This is a genomic window from Pseudomonas sp. SG20052 (assembly GCF_031766055.1).
In the GTDB taxonomy this organism is placed as follows: domain Bacteria; phylum Pseudomonadota; class Gammaproteobacteria; order Pseudomonadales; family Pseudomonadaceae; genus Aquipseudomonas; species Aquipseudomonas mandelii.
This window is the reverse complement of the sequence record NZ_CP134498.1, coordinates 2,232,906-2,248,473: the sequence shown is the minus strand read 5'-3', so window position 1 is coordinate 2,248,473 and position 15,568 is coordinate 2,232,906. Positions and strand designations below refer to the sequence as shown.

Annotated in this window: 13 protein-coding genes, 4 tRNA genes and 1 pseudogene; 3 read left to right on the top strand and 15 right to left on the bottom strand. The window is 56.5% G+C overall.

The features are described from left to right. Positions 1–289: 289 nt before the first annotated feature. From RHP74_RS10175 to RHP74_RS10125, 11 genes are all read right to left on the bottom strand, one after another. The gene (locus tag RHP74_RS10175; RefSeq protein WP_145309551.1) at positions 290–1,126 is read right to left on the bottom strand and encodes a DUF2242 domain-containing protein; all 837 of its coding nucleotides are present in this window, start codon (positions 1,124–1,126) and stop codon (positions 290–292) included. Positions 1,127–1,355: 229 nt separating this feature from the next. After that, entirely contained in the window at positions 1,356–3,227 is a 1,872-nt protein-coding gene (locus RHP74_RS10170) for a SurA N-terminal domain-containing protein (protein ID WP_083377196.1), read from the bottom strand. A gap of 233 nt (positions 3,228–3,460) precedes the next feature. Next, on the bottom strand, positions 3,461–3,733 hold the full coding sequence (locus tag RHP74_RS10165; protein WP_002552737.1) for an HU family DNA-binding protein: 273 nt from the start codon (positions 3,731–3,733) through the stop codon (positions 3,461–3,463). A gap of 147 nt (positions 3,734–3,880) precedes the next feature. Continuing rightward, positions 3,881–6,277 carry an endopeptidase La gene (gene lon / locus RHP74_RS10160; protein WP_010458711.1) on the bottom strand — a complete coding sequence of 799 codons (2,397 nt, stop codon included), beginning with the start codon at positions 6,275–6,277 and terminating at the stop codon, positions 3,881–3,883. 162 nt (positions 6,278–6,439) lie between these two features. Continuing rightward, positions 6,440–7,723 (bottom strand): ATP-dependent Clp protease ATP-binding subunit ClpX, encoded by a 1,284-nt coding sequence (gene clpX, locus RHP74_RS10155; protein ID WP_007946893.1) that lies wholly within the window; start codon positions 7,721–7,723, stop codon positions 6,440–6,442. A gap of 112 nt (positions 7,724–7,835) precedes the next feature. Beyond that, on the bottom strand, positions 7,836–8,471 hold the full coding sequence (gene clpP, locus RHP74_RS10150; RefSeq protein ID WP_311099209.1) for an ATP-dependent Clp endopeptidase proteolytic subunit ClpP: 636 nt from the start codon (positions 8,469–8,471) through the stop codon (positions 7,836–7,838). Positions 8,472–8,564: 93 nt separating this feature from the next. Next, positions 8,565–9,875: a trigger factor gene (gene tig, locus RHP74_RS10145; protein WP_010458704.1), complete on the bottom strand. Its 1,311-nt coding sequence runs from the start codon at positions 9,873–9,875 to the stop codon at positions 8,565–8,567. 401 nt (positions 9,876–10,276) lie between these two features. Further along, a tRNA-His gene (locus tag RHP74_RS10140) sits at positions 10,277–10,352 on the bottom strand. 78 nt (positions 10,353–10,430) lie between these two features. Continuing rightward, positions 10,431–10,515 (bottom strand) — tRNA-Leu (locus RHP74_RS10135). A gap of 56 nt (positions 10,516–10,571) precedes the next feature. Beyond that, positions 10,572–10,647 (bottom strand) — tRNA-His (locus RHP74_RS10130). 32 nt (positions 10,648–10,679) lie between these two features. After that, positions 10,680–10,756: transfer RNA gene (locus RHP74_RS10125), tRNA-Arg, on the bottom strand. Positions 10,757–11,031: 275 nt separating this feature from the next. Between RHP74_RS10125 and folD the strand changes: the two genes are divergently transcribed. Beyond that, positions 11,032–11,886 (top strand): bifunctional methylenetetrahydrofolate dehydrogenase/methenyltetrahydrofolate cyclohydrolase FolD, encoded by an 855-nt coding sequence (gene folD / locus RHP74_RS10120; RefSeq protein ID WP_010458702.1) that lies wholly within the window; start codon positions 11,032–11,034, stop codon positions 11,884–11,886. A gap of 237 nt (positions 11,887–12,123) precedes the next feature. After that, positions 12,124–13,062, top strand: a complete 939-nt coding sequence (pbpG, locus tag RHP74_RS10115) for a D-alanyl-D-alanine endopeptidase (RefSeq protein WP_010458699.1) — start codon at positions 12,124–12,126, stop codon at positions 13,060–13,062. 55 nt (positions 13,063–13,117) lie between these two features. Here pbpG and RHP74_RS10110 read toward each other — a convergent pair whose 3' ends face one another. From RHP74_RS10110 to RHP74_RS10100, 3 genes and pseudogenes are all read right to left on the bottom strand, one after another. Beyond that, entirely contained in the window at positions 13,118–13,333 is a 216-nt protein-coding gene (locus tag RHP74_RS10110; protein WP_010458697.1) for a hypothetical protein, read from the bottom strand. Between the two features lie 17 nt (positions 13,334–13,350). Then, on the bottom strand, positions 13,351–13,557 hold the full coding sequence (locus RHP74_RS10105) for a DUF6021 family protein (protein WP_010458694.1): 207 nt from the start codon (positions 13,555–13,557) through the stop codon (positions 13,351–13,353). 94 nt (positions 13,558–13,651) lie between these two features. Further along, positions 13,652–14,379: pseudogene (locus RHP74_RS10100) on the bottom strand (peptidase C39 family protein). A gap of 167 nt (positions 14,380–14,546) precedes the next feature. Between RHP74_RS10100 and RHP74_RS10095 the strand changes: the two are divergent. Beyond that, positions 14,547–14,717, top strand: a complete 171-nt coding sequence (locus tag RHP74_RS10095) for a hypothetical protein (protein ID WP_178082292.1) — start codon at positions 14,547–14,549, stop codon at positions 14,715–14,717. A gap of 74 nt (positions 14,718–14,791) precedes the next feature. Here the strand turns inward: RHP74_RS10095 and RHP74_RS10090 are convergent, their stop codons facing one another. After that, positions 14,792–15,541, bottom strand: coding sequence for a TerC family protein (locus RHP74_RS10090; protein WP_010458689.1), 750 nt, complete (start codon positions 15,539–15,541; stop codon positions 14,792–14,794). Positions 15,542–15,568 lie beyond the last annotated feature (27 nt).

The window sequence follows — 15,568 nt, the reverse complement described above, 5'->3', positions numbered from 1 at the left end:
GATACTCGAGCAGCTCTTCTTGATAATCGTCCATTGTGAAATCCCCCTACCGCTCGTTTAAAAATGCCTGAATAAATGACCAACGCCCCGAGCATAAAGTGCCCGCGTGAAAGAAAAATGACGCGGGCGCACCGCTCAGCGGCTACTTATAAAACGTAGCAGGCGGTCAGGAATTTATCACAGGATTTTTTCGATAAAGGCTGTAGGACTGCAGCCTGGTTGACGCGGATCAAACTAACAGCCATTTCGGGAACGGTGCCATCTGACACGATCCCGAAATGTACATCGATTACTGGCTGGCAGCCGGCATGGCCGAAATAGGCTCGCTCGGTGGCGGCAGGCTGGATTGCGGCGGTGGCGTAACGGTTTCCGGGGACGGAACCGGCTCCGGGTTTTCAACCGGGGTGATCGGCGCTGTTTCAGGCGGTGGTGCGACGGGTTCCGAGGCCGCGGGGGCTGGAGCAGGTTCAACCGCAGGCGCTGGCGCAGGCTCCGCAGCAGGGGCCGGCGTTGGGGCCAAAGGCGCCGGAGCAGCCTTGGCTTCCGGCATGCCCAGGTCGGTCTTGGGTTTCTCGGGGATGTGTGCAGCCTTTTTCGCTTCCGGCGGCAGGAACAACTCCACCAGCGCAAAGAAACGCTCGTAGAACTTGGCCGACGAGACAGTTTCGCTGGCAACCTTGACCATCGAATCGTCGGAGGAACCGATCGGCATCGACACCGAACCCAACACACCCACGCCCACACTGGCCGAGTTATTGGTTTTCTTCAGCGCATAACGGTCCTGCAGGGCGTTGGCGAACATGGTCGCATGATGGCCCTCACTGCCATCATCGGCACACACCACACTGAAGCTGATCTCCATGTGGGTCTCGCCGGTCTGCTGGAAGCTTTTGTGTCCGCTGACCAGCTTCGGGTCGGCGCTGGTGATGATATAGCCCTGGCTCAGCAACGCCCGACGGGCGGCTTCGCAGGTCTGCGCATCCGTCACCGGGTAATTGCGCGAAAACGTCCCGGAGTCATCGAAGTTCTCATGCTCGTAGATGGGGGCTTTCTTCGACGAGCAGCCGGCAGCGGCGGCCAGCAACAACGCCAGCCCGGCAACACGCATGGGAATTGATTTAAACATTGAACATCCTGAGGGAAACGGTCCGGGGCGTATTGTGCAACAGATCGATGCTTAGCGGAGCATCGATTAGTGTCTTAAAACATTTACAAGGCTACTGACTGTCAGCTATGGGAAAAAGTCCCGTCTGAGTGACCGAAGGGCCCCTCGGAAGTCGCGGTCTGGATCGCACACATAAAAAACCCCGGCCTTTCGGCCGGGGTCTTTGTGGAACGGGCAACTCAGTCAAGCATCAGAAACGCTTGATCTCGGCCTGGCTTTCCAGCTGTTTGCGGTAGGCCGCAAAGTCCTGCTGGCCAATGCGCGAGGCGAGGAAGCGACGGTACTGGGCCTTCTCTTCTTCGGTCGGCGCGGCGGCTTCGTTCACGCCGTTCAGGCGCACGATCACGAGACTACCATCCGTCAGGGTCACGCTGCTGTAGGTCGGCTTGTCCTTGGCGACAGGTTTTGGCATGCGGAACAGCGCTTGCAGCACGGTTGGGTCAATCCCTTCCTGAGCGCGAGTTGCCGCTTCAGTCACTTTCCAGTTCTGACCGTCAATCGCCTTGTCCAGCGGAGTCTTGCCATCGCGCAGACTGGCGATCAACTCATCAGCCTTGGTCTTGGCGGCAGCACTGGCGTGCTCCTTGGCCAACTGCGCACGAATGCTGGCATTGACGCTTTCCAGCGGCAGTTGCGCAGGCTTCAAGTGTTCCTTGGCGCGCAGCACGATCACGGTTTCCGGGTCCAGCTCGATGGCGGTGCTGTTGGCACCTTCATCCAGCACTTCAGGACTGAACGCCGCGGTGATCACGGCACGGTTAGCCGCCACACCTTCGCCACCCTCGCGGCCAAACGGCTTGGAGGTGTGGACAGTCAGCTTCAGGTCTTGCGCCGGCTGGGCCAGATCGGAGGACTCGAACGAAGAGTCTTCCAGTTGCTTGGTCGCCTCGACAAAACGCTGCTCGACCTGCTGGGTTTTCAGCTCACGGGTCAGCTTGTCTTTCAGGCTGGCCAGCGTCGGCACTTCCGGTGCTTCAACGCCCAACAGTTTGATCAGGTGGAAACCGAAGTCAGTGCGAATCGGTGCCGACACTTGATCCTTGGCCAACGCATACAGCGCGGTTTCAAATGCAGGGTCGTATACACCAGGGCCTGCGTAGCCCAAGTCACCGCCGTTGTTCGCCGAACCCGGGTCCTGGGAGAATTCCTTGGCCAGCGCCTCGAATTTCTCGCCTTTGGCCAGACGCGCCTGAATGTCTTCGATCTTGGCCTTGGCTTGCGCCTCGGTCACTTTATCGTTCACTTCGATCAGAATGTGCGCAGCCCGGCGTTGCTCGGACAGGTTCGCGATTTCTTTCTGATACGCCGCTTGCAGGTCTTCGTCCTTGACGCTGACCTGATCGAAGAAGGAAGACTTCTTCAATTCCAGGTAATCGATGACAACCTGATCTGGCGTCATGAATTCCTTGGCATGTTCGTCGTAGTAGGCCTTGACCTCATCGTCGGTCAGCTTCACCGCTGCCGGGTCAACCTTGACGTTCAGGGAAGCGAAATCGCGGGTCTGTTTTTCCAGACGGGCGAAGGCCAGAACCTGTGCGTCGGTGACGAAACCGCTACCCGCCAGGCCCGCGCGCAGCTGACCGATCAGCATTTCCTGAGCCAGCATCTGGCGGAATTGCATGCGGCTGTAGCCCAGTTGACGAATCACCTGATCGAAGCGCTCAGCACTGAACTTGCCATCCACCTGGAACTCAGGTGTTTGCAGGATCACTTGGTCCAAGGCCGCTTCGGAGAAAGCGAATTTCGATTCTTCTGCGCCTTGCAGCAGCAGTTTGCGGTCGATCAAGCCTTTGAGAGCCGATTCGCGCAGCATTTTTTCGTCGAGCAAGGAAGCGTCGAAATCCTTGCCCAGCTGTTGCATCAGCTGACGGCGTTGCATATCGACCGCCTGGCTCAGCTCGTTCTGGCTGATTTCTTCGCCGTTAACCTTGGCCGCATCATTACGACTGGTGGTGGCCTGAAAAATGGCGTCGAAACCGGTCAAAGCCATCAGTGCAACGATGACCCCGATAATGGTCTTGGCAATCCAGCCTTGTGAATTGTCCCTGATATTCTGCAGCATGCGTCCCCCAGAAACGGTTGAACTTCAAAATTAGGCAACCGTGGAGCGTGGGTAGAATCCGGATAGAAGAAAGGCGCATCCGAGGATGCGCCTTCTCGTAACTGGCGGAGCGGACCAAGGGTTCGAACTTGCGACCCTCGGCGTCTCGGACCGGCAACTTGCCGACTGGACTACCGCTCCGCTGCCAGGTCAGGCATGACCCCGACCCGGATAGGCAAAAACCTGAAACGAACTTAGTTGACAGCTTCTTTCAGTGCTTTACCGGCTTTGAAACCTGGTTTTTTGGCTGCTGCGATTTCCAGCGTCTTACCGGTCTGTGGGTTACGACCAATGCGAGCTGGACGATCGGTAACGGAGAAGGTACCGAAACCAACCAGAACAACAGAGTCGCCAGCCTTGAGAGCGCCAGTGACGGATTCGATTACAGCGTCCAGCGCACGGCCAGCAGCAGCTTTCGGGATATCAGCGGATGCAGCGATAGCATCAATCAGTTCCGACTTGTTCACTCTAAGTCCCCTTATATCTATTTGAGTATGATTCTAAGTTTTTTGGTGAAAGCAAAAACGAGTGCTGAATGGCCTACAGACACTTAAGAGCCGCTTTATAACAAGGGCTCTAAAAAGCTGTCAACAAGCCACTCAGGCAAATGCGTACTAATGCGTGCTAATTCTTTCCTTAGAGTCAGACTCGCGTTTTTCATCCTTTGCAACTATCTCTGGAACCACATCTGGCAGCGGCTCCGGCGCGTATTGCAGCGCAATTTGCAGGACCTCGTCAATCCATTTAACCGGTTTAATCTGCAGATCTTGCTTGATATTGTCAGGAATTTCCTTCAAATCGCGCACGTTCTCTTCAGGAATGATCACGGTCTTGATCCCGCCACGGTGAGCAGCCAGCAGCTTTTCCTTCAATCCGCCAATCGCCAACACCTGGCCACGCAAGGTGATTTCGCCTGTCATGGCAACATCCGCACGTACTGGAATCCCGGTCAATGCCGACACCAGGGCCGTGCACATGCCTACGCCGGCGCTAGGGCCGTCTTTCGGGGTCGCCCCTTCCGGCATGTGGATGTGCGTGTCGCGCTTCTCGTGGAAGTCCAGGGGAATCCCCAGGCTCTTCGCACGGCTGCGCACAACGGTCAGCGCGGCCGTGATCGATTCGACCATCACATCACCCAGCGAACCGGTCTTGATCAGTTGGCCTTTACCCGGCACGACAGCAGCTTCGATGGTCAGCAATTCACCACCCACCTGAGTCCATGCCAGACCGGTGACCTGACCGATCTGATCCTGCGACTCAGCCAGACCGTAGCGGAATTTGCGCACACCCAGGAAGTGTTCCAGCATCTCGGCAGTGACCTTCACCGAGAAGCGTTTTTCCAGTGCGTGCTCTTTGACCGCCTTGCGGCAAACCTTCGCAATCTGGCGTTCCAGCCCACGCACACCGGCTTCGCGGGTGTAGTAGCGGATGATGTCGCGGATCGCTTCGGCGTCGAATTCCAGCTCGCCTTTCTTCAAGCCGTTGGCAGTAATCTGCTTGGGCGAGAGGTATTTGACGGCGATGTTGATCTTTTCGTCTTCGGTGTAGCCAGGCAGACGAATCACTTCCATCCGGTCGAGCAGCGCCGGCGGAATATTCATGGAGTTCGACGTGCACAGGAACATCACATCGGACAAGTCGTAGTCGACTTCCAGATAGTGATCGTTGAAGTTGTGGTTCTGCTCCGGATCGAGCACTTCCAGCAGCGCCGACGCCGGATCGCCACGCATGTCGCTGCCCATTTTGTCGATTTCATCGAGCAGGAACAGCGGGTTGCGGACGCCCACCTTCGTCATCTTTTGAATCAATCTTCCTGGCATCGAACCGATGTAAGTCCGGCGATGACCACGAATTTCCGCTTCGTCACGTACGCCACCGAGGGCCATACGGACAAATTTGCGGTTGGTGGCGTGGGCGATCGACTCTGCCAGAGAGGTTTTACCCACCCCTGGAGGACCGACCAGGCACAACACCGGACCACGAATTTTCTTCACGCGCTTTTGCACGGCGAGGTATTCGAGGATCCGCTCTTTGACTTCTTCCAGACCGTAGTGGTCTGCATCAAGAATGTCTTCTGCGCGCGCAAGGTCCAGGCGCACTTTGCTCTGGGCCTTCCACGGCACCTGAACCAGCCAGTCGATGTACGAACGCACCACGGTCGCTTCCGCGGACATTGGCGACATTTGTTTCAACTTGTTCAGTTCACCCTGGGCCTTGGCCAACGCATCTTTCGGCAGGCCCGCGGCATCGATGCGCTTTTTCAGCTCTTCGATTTCGTTGTGGCCTTCGTCGCTGTCGCCGAGCTCTTTCTGAATGGCCTTCATCTGCTCATTCAGGTAGTACTCGCGCTGGCTGCGCTCCATTTGTTTCTTGACGCGACCGCGAATGCGTTTTTCGACTTGCAGCAGGTCGATCTCGGCATCCAGCAACGCCAGAACGTGCTCGACCCGGGCCGACAAATCGATGATTTCGAGGATTTCCTGCTTCTGCTCGATCTTCAGGGCCATGTGAGCGGCCATGGTGTCGACCAGGCGACCTGGCTCGTCGATGCTGTTGAGCGACGAGAGGACTTCAGCCGGGACTTTCTTGCCCAGCTGCACATATTGTTCGAACTGAGCCAAAAGGCTGCGGACGAACACTTCCGACTCACGCTCAGGCGCGTCGACTTCGTCGATCAGCGAGACTTCGGCACGGCAGTGGCCGTCCACTTCGCTGAAGCGCTCCACGGCGCCCCGCTGCTCGCCTTCGACCAGAACCTTGACCGTGCCGTCAGGCAGCTTGAGCAGCTGCAGAACGGTCGCAATGGTGCCTACGCGATAAAGTGCATCTTCACCGGGATCGTCGTCAGCAGGGTTTCTCTGAGCCAGCAGAAGAATCTGCTTGTCGCCCGTCATCGCAGCCTCGAGGGCTTCGATGGATTTCTCGCGCCCCACGAACAGCGGGATAACCATGTGCGGATAAACCACAACATCACGCAATGGCAGGAGAGGCAATTCGATGGTTGTCTTCATGATTTCGCCTCTACGGCGGCCATATGGCCGTAAACAGATGGAAGTAAGCTTGAAACCAAGATGGGGGCTGCTTTGAAAAAAAACAAGCGCAAAGAGGGTGTTAAAAACGCTTTAAAAGAAAAGGGGCCCGAAGGCCCCTTCTTTGCTCCAGCTGCCGGACGCTTAAGCGTCTGGCGCAGCCTTGGCAGCCGGCTCACTGTTTTCGTAGATATACAGTGGCTTGGACTTGCCTTCTATAACGCTTTCGTCGATCACTACTTTACTCACCTCGGACTGCGAGGGGATTTCATACATAGTGTCGAGCAATACACCTTCGAGAATCGAACGCAGTCCACGGGCACCGGTCTTGCGTTCCAGGGCACGTTTGGCGACCGATTTCAGTGCGTCGGCCCGGAATTCCAGGTCTACACCTTCCATCTCGAACAGCTTGGCATACTGCTTGGTCAAAGCATTTTTCGGCTCGGTGAGAATCTGCATTAACGCAGCCTCATCAAGCTCGTCCAGCGTGGCAAGGACCGGCAGACGACCGACGAACTCCGGGATCAGACCGAACTTGACCAGATCGTCAGGCTCGACTTCACGCAGGGATTCACCCACCTTCTTGCCTTCTTCCTTGCTGCGAACTTCCGCGTTGAAACCGATGCCGCCCTTGGTGGAACGGTTTTGAATAACCTTTTCCAGACCGGAGAACGCACCACCGCAGATGAACAGGATGTTGCGGGTGTCGACCTGAAGGAATTCCTGCTGCGGATGCTTGCGACCACCTTGCGGCGGAACGGAAGCGACCGTGCCTTCGATCAACTTGAGCAGGGCCTGCTGCACGCCTTCACCGGAAACGTCCCGGGTGATCGACGGGTTGTCAGACTTGCGCGAGATCTTGTCGATTTCGTCGATGTAGACAATGCCCATCTGGGCTTTTTCCACGTCGTAATCGCACTTCTGCAACAGCTTCTGAATGATGTTCTCGACATCTTCACCCACGTAACCCGCCTCGGTGAGGGTGGTTGCATCGGCGATGGTGAACGGAACGTTCAGCAAGCGGGCCAGTGTTTCGGCAAGCAGGGTTTTACCCGAGCCTGTCGGGCCGATCAGCAAGATGTTGCTTTTGCCAAGTTCGACGTCGTCATTCTTTTTGTCGCGCTGGTTCAGACGCTTGTAGTGGTTGTACACCGCTACGGCCAGAACCTTTTTCGCACGCTCCTGACCAATCACGTACTGATCAAGGATGCCGCTGATTTCTTTAGGCGAAGGCAATTTATGCGCGCTGCTTTCGGCCTGGGCTTCCTGCACCTCCTCTCGGATGATGTCATTGCACAGGTCGACGCACTCGTCGCAGATAAAGACCGAGGGGCCGGCAATCAATTTGCGTACTTCATGCTGGCTTTTGCCACAGAAGGAGCAATAGAGCAGCTTGCCGTTGTCCTCGCCGTTGCGGGTGTCAGTCATTCGTTCGATCCAAATCCGATAGGCTTGCAACACAAGATGAAGGCTATTGCGGGCTTTTTCAAGCCCGCCGGTGATCGGACCAGCCGACCCACCCTATTTTGAGCTGCTTAATTTAAGCGGGGCGCTGGTTGATCACTTCATCGATCAACCCGTAATCACGCGCGGCTTCTGCACTCATGAAGTTATCGCGGTTGGTATCGCGCTCGATTTCTTCAAGTGTGTGGCCGCTGTGCTTGGCCATCAGCGTGTTGAGACGCTCACGAATGAAGAGGATTTCCTTGGCATGGATTTCGATATCCGAAGCCTGGCCTTGGAAACCGCCCAGTGGCTGGTGAATCATCACGCGCGAATTCGGCAGGCAATAACGCTTGCCGGCGGCACCGGCCGTCAAAAGGAAGGCGCCCATGCTGCAGGCCTGACCAATACAGGTGGTCGATACATTGGGTTTGATGAACTGCATGGTGTCATAGATCGACATGCCCGCTGTCACCGAACCGCCCGGGGAGTTGATATAGAGATGGATGTCCTTGTCCGGGTTTTCCGCTTCAAGGAACAGCAATTGCGCACAAATCAGGTTGGCCATGTAGTCCTCTACCGGGCCAACCAGAAAAATCACTCGTTCCTTGAGAAGGCGCGAGTAGATGTCATAGGCGCGCTCGCCACGAGCAGACTGCTCGACAACCATCGGGACCAGGCCGCCAGCGGCCTGGATATCAGAGTTCTGCTGAATATACGAATTACGGAACATGCTCTGCAGTCACTCCCAAATAGTTATGTCTTGAATACGCATAAGCCAGCACGAAGGCTGGCTTATGGTGTGTGCTTCTTACCGCAAAAACGATCAGTCGGCTTGTGGAGCTTCTACCGGCTTGACTGCTTCTTCGTAAGAGACCGATTTGTCGGTCACGCTAGCTTTCTGCAGAACAGTATCCACAACTTGTTCTTCCAGCACAACCGAACGAACTTCGTTCAGTTGCTGGTCGTTCTTGTAGTACCAGGACACAACCTGCTCAGGCTCTTGGTAGGCCGAAGCCATTTCCTGAATCATTTCACGAACGCGGGCTTCGTCAGGCTTGAGGTCGAATTGCTTGACCACTTCAGCCACGATCAGACCCAGAACAACACGGCGCTTGGCTTGTTCTTCGAACAGCTCGGCCGGCAGTTGGTCAGGCTTGATGTTGCCGCCGAACTGCTGAACAGCCTGCACGCGCAGACGGTCAACTTCGTTGGACAGCAGCGCCTTAGGCACTTCGATCGGGTTGGTGGCCAGCAGACCGTCCATTACCTGATTCTTGACCTTGGATTTGATCGCCTGACGCAGTTCACGCTCCATGTTCTTGCGAACTTCGGTGCGGAAGCCTTCCAGGCCCGTTTCCTTGATGCCGAATTGAGCGAAGAATTCTTCGTTCAGTTCTGGCAGTTTCGGCTCGGAAACAGTGTTCACGGTCACGGTGAACTCAGCGGTTTTGCCAGCCAGGTCGAGGTTCTGATAGTCCTCTGGGAAGGTCAGGTTCAGCACGCGCTCTTCGCCGGCTTTAGCGCCAACCAGGCCGTCTTCGAAACCAGGGATCATGCGGCCGGAACCCAGCACCAGCTGAGTACCCTTGGCAGAACCGCCAGCGAACACTTCACCGTCAACCTTGCCAACGAAATCGATGTTCAGTTGGTCTTCGTTCTGAGCGGCGCGCTCAGCCACTTCGAAACGGGTGTTCTGCTTGCGCAGCACGTCCAGCATCTTGTCCAGATCGGCGTCAGCCACGTCAGCGCTCAGACGCTCTACGGTGATGCCGTCGAAGCCAGCAACGGTGAACTCAGGGAACACTTCGAAAACTGCAACGTATTCCAGATCTTTGCCAGCTTCCATCGATTTAGGCTCGATCGAAGGAGCGCCAGCCGGGTTCAGCTTTTGCTCGACAACAGCTTCGTAGAACGAAGACTGGATCACATCGCCTACAGCTTCCTGACGCGCATCAGCACCGAAACGGCGCTTGATTTCGCTCATTGGCACTTTGCCTGGACGGAAGCCAGCAATCTTGGCCTTTTGGGCAGTCTGCTGCAGACGCTTGTTGACCTGAGTCTCGATGCGCTCAGCCGGCACGGTGATGCTCATGCGGCGCTCAAGAGCAGAAGTATTTTCAACAGAAACTTGCATGGATATTCCTCGTTGCACAGACGTTAGCCGGCCGTTTCCGACCCCAGAATCAAGGGCATGCATTCTAGTGGGTCAAACTCAAGAAGTCACCCTACTGAAAACGGGTAAAAAAGCAGCAGGCAATTTATAGGCGGGGACAAACGGTTGTGCCTCGCCCTGTTAGCAAATACAGCCAGTCACGCCAGGGCTCTGCACCAATCCTTCTATATATAGAAGAAGTTGCCAATCATCTCCCTGACAGCCGGTCTTGCGAGCAAGCCGGCGGGCGGCGCGGCATCATCGAGAAACATAAATACGACGAAACACCCCACCCCTGCGACCCAGGACATGCAGCCGCTTGACACTCGAACCGCTAAAACAAAAAAGGCGCCAGACTGTTAAATCTGGCGCCTCTCGAAATATGGGGTGGACGAAGGGGATCGAACCCTCGACAACGGGAGTCACAATCCCGTGCTCTACCAACTGAGCTACGCCCACCATATTGCCTTGCAAAGAAGCCAATCAACTCCCTTGCTGCGCCCCAACCAGGCCAACCGGCTTGAGTGAAGCTTTATTTGGTGCGGATGAAGAGACTCGAACTCTTACACCTTGCGGCGCTGGAACCTAAATCCAGTGTGTCTACCAATTCCACCACATCCGCGTTTGAAGCTGTTAAAGCAAAGGCGCCAGACTGTTAATCTGGCGCCTTTTGAAATATGGGGTGGACGAAGGGGATCGAACCCTCGACAACGGGAGTCACAATCCCGTGCTCTACCAACTGAGCTACGCCCACCATATCGCGCTACTTGTGCCAAAGCTGCCTAATGGCGCACCCGGCAGGACTCGAACCTGCGACCATCCGCTTAGAAGGCGGATGCTCTATCCAGCTGAGCTACGGGCGCCTTATTAATCTGTACTCTTGGAGGACTACAAACTAAGAGCTTTCCAGCCTCGCAGAACCGTAATTCCGCTTGACCTTCTCATCCAGTGCTAGGCTGTGCCCGACAAGTGCGACGAATAGTATAGAGCGCCCCGAAGGCCGTCAAATGCTTTTTATAAAAAATTCATTTAATTAAAGGGCTTAGAGGAATTTGCAGACCAAGCGCCTTTGCCCTCACCTCATGACATGCGAGAATGCGTTCTCTTTTTTTCCCCTCTCGATGGTTAATCACGCGCAATGACTGCACAACTAATCGACGGCAAATCGATCGCCGCCAGCCTGCGCCAGCAGATCGCCAAACGAGTCACCGAGCGTCGCGAGCAAGGCCTGCGCACCCCGGGCCTCGCGGTGATCCTGGTCGGCAGCGATCCCGCCTCTCAGGTTTATGTCTCGCACAAGCGTAAAGACTGTGAAGAGGTCGGCTTCATTTCCCAAGCCTACGACCTGCCTTCCGAAACCACTCAAGAAGCACTGACCGACCTGATCGATCGCCTGAACGACGATCCGGCAATTGACGGCGTTCTGCTTCAGCTTCCTTTACCTGAGCACCTGGATGCCTCCAAATTGCTGGAGCGCATTCGTCCAGATAAAGATGTCGACGGTTTCCATCCTTATAACGTCGGCCGCCTGGCCCAGCGCATCCCGTTGCTGCGTCCGTGCACCCCCAAAGGCATCATGACCTTGCTGGAAAGCACCGGTGTCGACCTTTACGGGATGGACGCGGTGGTCGTCGGAGCCTCCAACATCGTTGGCCGTCCGATGGCGATGGAATTGCTGCTCGCCGGTTGCACCGTGACCGTCACCCACCGCTTCACCAAGGATCTGGCCGGCCACGTCGGCCGTGCCGACCTGGTTGTCGTCGCCGCCGGCAAACCGGGCCTGGTCAAAGGTGAGTGGATCAAGGAAGGCGCGATCGTGATCGACGTCGGCATCAACCGCCAGGAAGACGGCAAACTGGTCGGTGACGTGATCTACGAAACCGCCCTGCCCCGCGCTGGCTGGATCACGCCGGTACCGGGCGGTGTCGGCCCGATGACGCGTGCCTGCCTGCTGGAAAACACGCTGTACGCGGCAGAAACACTGCACAGCTGAGTGCCCGCTTCGACATAAGCGATGAACAAAAGAACCCCGCCAATGGCGGGGTTCTTTTTGCCTGGGGTGAAAGATCGACCATCCGCCGGAAAATGACTTTTTTTTCATGTTTCCAAGGACTTTCACCTCCTCCTTGAACAACCATCGACAGTTATTCAGCCATACTCCAGAATGTCGCGCTTTTTACGAAATAACCCGTTACATAACGGCTTATCAACACCTTATGAGTCCGCCAGCGTGAAAATCCGTCTTTCCATCCTGAGCCTATTTTTTGTATTTACAGGGACGTTCATCACGCCAATCGCCAGCGCCGCGGAGACCACCGCAGCCCCCCGAGACACGAAACAACTCAAGCTCGCTTCCGGCAGCTCTTTGCTGCTGGATATGCAGACCAACAAAGTCATCTATGCCAGCAACCCCGATGTGGTTGTCCCTATCGCCTCGGTCAGCAAATTGATGACCGGTCTGGTTGTGGTCGAAGCCAGGCAGAACATGGACGAGTACATCAATATCAACATCAGCGACACGCCAGAAATGAAAGGCGTGTTTTCCCGGGTCAAACTCAAAAGTGAATTGCCGCGCAGGGAAATGCTGCTGATCGCCCTGATGTCCTCGGAAAACCGTGCAGCGGCGAGCCTGGCTCATCACTATCCGGGTGGCTACGTCGCATTCATTGCCGCGATGAACGCCAAGGCAAAGGCGCTGGGCATGACCAGCACCCACTTCGTCGAGCCGACGGGCCTCTCCCCGCGTAACGTCTCTACTGCCCGCGACCTGAGCAAATTGCTGATCGCCGCACACAAATACCCGTTATTGACCGAGTTGAGCACCACCAAAGAAAAAACCGTCACCTTCCGCAAACCCAACTACAGCCTGGGTTTCCGTAACACCGACCATTTGGTCCGCAAGCCAAACTGGGACATCAAGCTGACCAAAACCGGGTTCACCAACGAAGCCGGTCACTGCCTGGTGTTGGTGACCAGCATGGGCAATCGCCAAGTGGCGCTGGTGATTCTCGACGCCTTCGGCAAGTACACGCATTTTGCCGATGCCGCCCGCATCCGCAGCTGGGTGGAAACCGGCAAAGGCGCAGACGTGCCGTCGGTAGCCTTGCAGTACAAGTCGGACAAGAACCTCAAGCACCGCCAGAGCGGTGTGGTTGAAGCCTCGAAATAAGTCAGCGACAGAAAAAACAAAGCCCCGATCATTCGGGGCTTTTTTTCGTCTGGCGTTAATCGTTGGGCAGCGGCATCTGATCGTCATCTGGAATGCCATCCCCGGCGCTTGGATCTTTCATGCCATGGGGATGCTCCGTCGGGACCACCATCGGACGGGCCAACGGATCCCTTAACGGATCGTTCGGATCCATCACCGGATCAACACCCTCTTCAGGGGTCGTTGGAACACTGTCCGGACGTTTGTCGTTGAAACTCGAATCAGTAGACATACGCACCTCACCAAGGGTTAGGGTTTCAGATCAGCGAGTGGGTCGTAAGGCTTCGCCGGAGCCTTGGGATTGTCGCCCGGCTTTACATCCCTCGGCGCCTTGGCGGGGCCGATGGGATCGACCTGAGGATCGGCGAGGTCCGGCGAATCGGGGTCGAATCCCAATTCGTCGCCCGAAGAATGTTCGGATGAATGCGGGCCGTCGGGGGTATTGGAATGTGCCATGGGGCGCCTCCTGGGATCTGGCCCGGAGAAACCGGGTCTTGTCCTTTAGAGGCCAGGCATGCCCGACGGTGCCGGGCACATGACGAACGGAAGCTTATTGTGCGGTCAACGCCTTCTTCGCGCGGGCAGCAGCCTGTTCCTGACCGGCCTGGCCAAGATCGCTCGCCGCCTTCAGCCAGCGCTGCTGATCAACGTTGGCAGGGATCTGATTGGGTTTCTGAATCAACACGGCCCAGCCGCCAGCATCCTTGAAAGAGGACTCAAACGAACTGAAGCTCATCAAATTCCGGCGATTCATCCCGGCACGCAGCAACACCGTCTGCTTCTGGCGATTGTATCCGGCGAGAATGGCGTAACGCGGCTCAGCCCAGAGCGCCGAGCCTTCAGTGAAGCGCACCATCACCGGATAACCGGCCGCGACCTGGGTCAACAGCGCCGGCAAATGGGCGTCGAGGGGATACACCACCATCCCGTACTCACGCGCCAGGTTTTGCATATTCTGTTGCAGTTGTGCTTCGGCGCCGGGCAAGTGCAGGGGTTTTTGCAGCAACCCGGGCGTAATCACGATGCCCTGCTGTGCCAGCATGCTGGCCAATACCTGTGGTCCGCTCTGATAGTCCTGGCCACGGTAGAACGTGCCGCTGAGTTCTACCCGCTCGGGCAACCGCTTGATCTCCGGCGCCACAGTCCCCGCGCATCCGGCCAAACCTGCAACGCAGCCGACAATCAGCGCCGCCGCTCGAATTCGAGAAAATACCCGCACGATCATCACTCTCTTGTTCAGACGCCAGTTAATACGCTCCCGGCTTGGCCGTCGATCATAGGACGCCACGCGGCGGCGGTATAGCCTTAACCTACAGTTGAGTGCATTCGATAGAGCGAACTGGTTGATGACAGCCGACCTTTGGTCAATAGCCTGAAACACAGCAGCGACTAGACTGTCATTTGCAAAGAGTGTGTGCCCGATGCAGGGCAAAGAGGAGGCACTGATGAGCCTGACAATGACAATCGTGATGTTGATTTCCGGCTGGCTGGCCGTGGCCGCCGCCATGCTGTGGGGCGTTTTGCGGATTACCCGTCGGCACCATCACCACCCCGTTCAATCGGCGCCTTTGGCGAAGACCGATAAACCACCGGTCCACCACGCGACCGCGCACTGATCCTTCGGATTCGCCAACAAAAACGGCCGCCTGGGCTCTTTCGAGCGCAGGCGGCCGTTTCATTTTTCCGCGGGTTAAGCTTCAGCCGCTATTTTCTTCTGCTTGGCCCGACGCGACATCATGTTCAAGCCCTCGATGGTCGCCGAGAAAGCCATGGCCGCATAGACGTAGCCTTTAGGCACGTGAGCCCCGAAACCTTCAGCGATCAGTGTCATACCGATCATGATCAGGAAGCCCAGCGCCAGCATCACCACGGTCGGGTTGTCGTTGATGAATTTGGCCAGAGGATCAGCCGCCAGCAACATCACCAGCACCGACACCACTACGGCGATGATCATGATCGGCAAATGCTCGGTCATGCCCACAGCGGTAATGATGCTGTCGATGGAAAACACCATGTCCAGCATCAGGATCTGACCGATCGCGGCAGCAAAGCCCAGGGTCACGGTCGAGGTCGCCGACATCGGATCATCCGGGGCCGGGTCCATGCTGTGATGGATCTCGGTAGTCGCCTTCCACAACAGGAACAGGCCACCGGCGATCAGGATCATGTCCTTCCAGGAGAACGCATGGCCGAGAATATCGATCACAGGCTCGGTCAACTGGACGATGAACGCGATAGTGCTCAGCAGGCCCAGTCGCAGAATCAGCGCCATGCCGATACCGATGCGGCGTGCTTTCTGCCGATGCTGCTCGGGCAGCTTGTTGGTCAGGATCGAGATGAAGATCAGGTTATCGATGCCGAGCACGATCTCCATGACGATCAAAGTGGCCAGGGCGACCCAGGCGGTGGGGCTTGCAGCAAGTTCTAAAAGGTATTCCATGGGTCAGTCCTGACTCGTTGTAGACGG

Coding starts and splice junctions, on each gene's coding strand:
- RHP74_RS10175 (WP_145309551.1), bottom strand. CDS start 1,126: ATGTTTAAATCAATTCCCATGCGTGTTGCCGGGCTGGCGTTGTTGCTG.
- RHP74_RS10170 (WP_083377196.1), bottom strand. CDS start 3,227: ATGCTGCAGAATATCAGGGACAATTCACAAGGCTGGATTGCCAAGACC.
- lon (WP_010458711.1), bottom strand. CDS start 6,277: ATGAAGACAACCATCGAATTGCCTCTCCTGCCATTGCGTGATGTTGTG.
- clpX (WP_007946893.1), bottom strand. CDS start 7,723: ATGACTGACACCCGCAACGGCGAGGACAACGGCAAGCTGCTCTATTGC.
- clpP (WP_311099209.1), bottom strand. CDS start 8,471: ATGTTCCGTAATTCGTATATTCAGCAGAACTCTGATATCCAGGCCGCT.
- tig (WP_010458704.1), bottom strand. CDS start 9,875: ATGCAAGTTTCTGTTGAAAATACTTCTGCTCTTGAGCGCCGCATGAGC.
- folD (WP_010458702.1), top strand. CDS start 11,032: ATGACTGCACAACTAATCGACGGCAAATCGATCGCCGCCAGCCTGCGC.
- RHP74_RS10110 (WP_010458697.1), bottom strand. CDS start 13,333: ATGTCTACTGATTCGAGTTTCAACGACAAACGTCCGGACAGTGTTCCA.
- RHP74_RS10105 (WP_010458694.1), bottom strand. CDS start 13,557: ATGGCACATTCCAATACCCCCGACGGCCCGCATTCATCCGAACATTCT.
- RHP74_RS10095 (WP_178082292.1), top strand. CDS start 14,547: ATGAGCCTGACAATGACAATCGTGATGTTGATTTCCGGCTGGCTGGCC.
- RHP74_RS10090 (WP_010458689.1), bottom strand. CDS start 15,541: ATGGAATACCTTTTAGAACTTGCTGCAAGCCCCACCGCCTGGGTCGCC.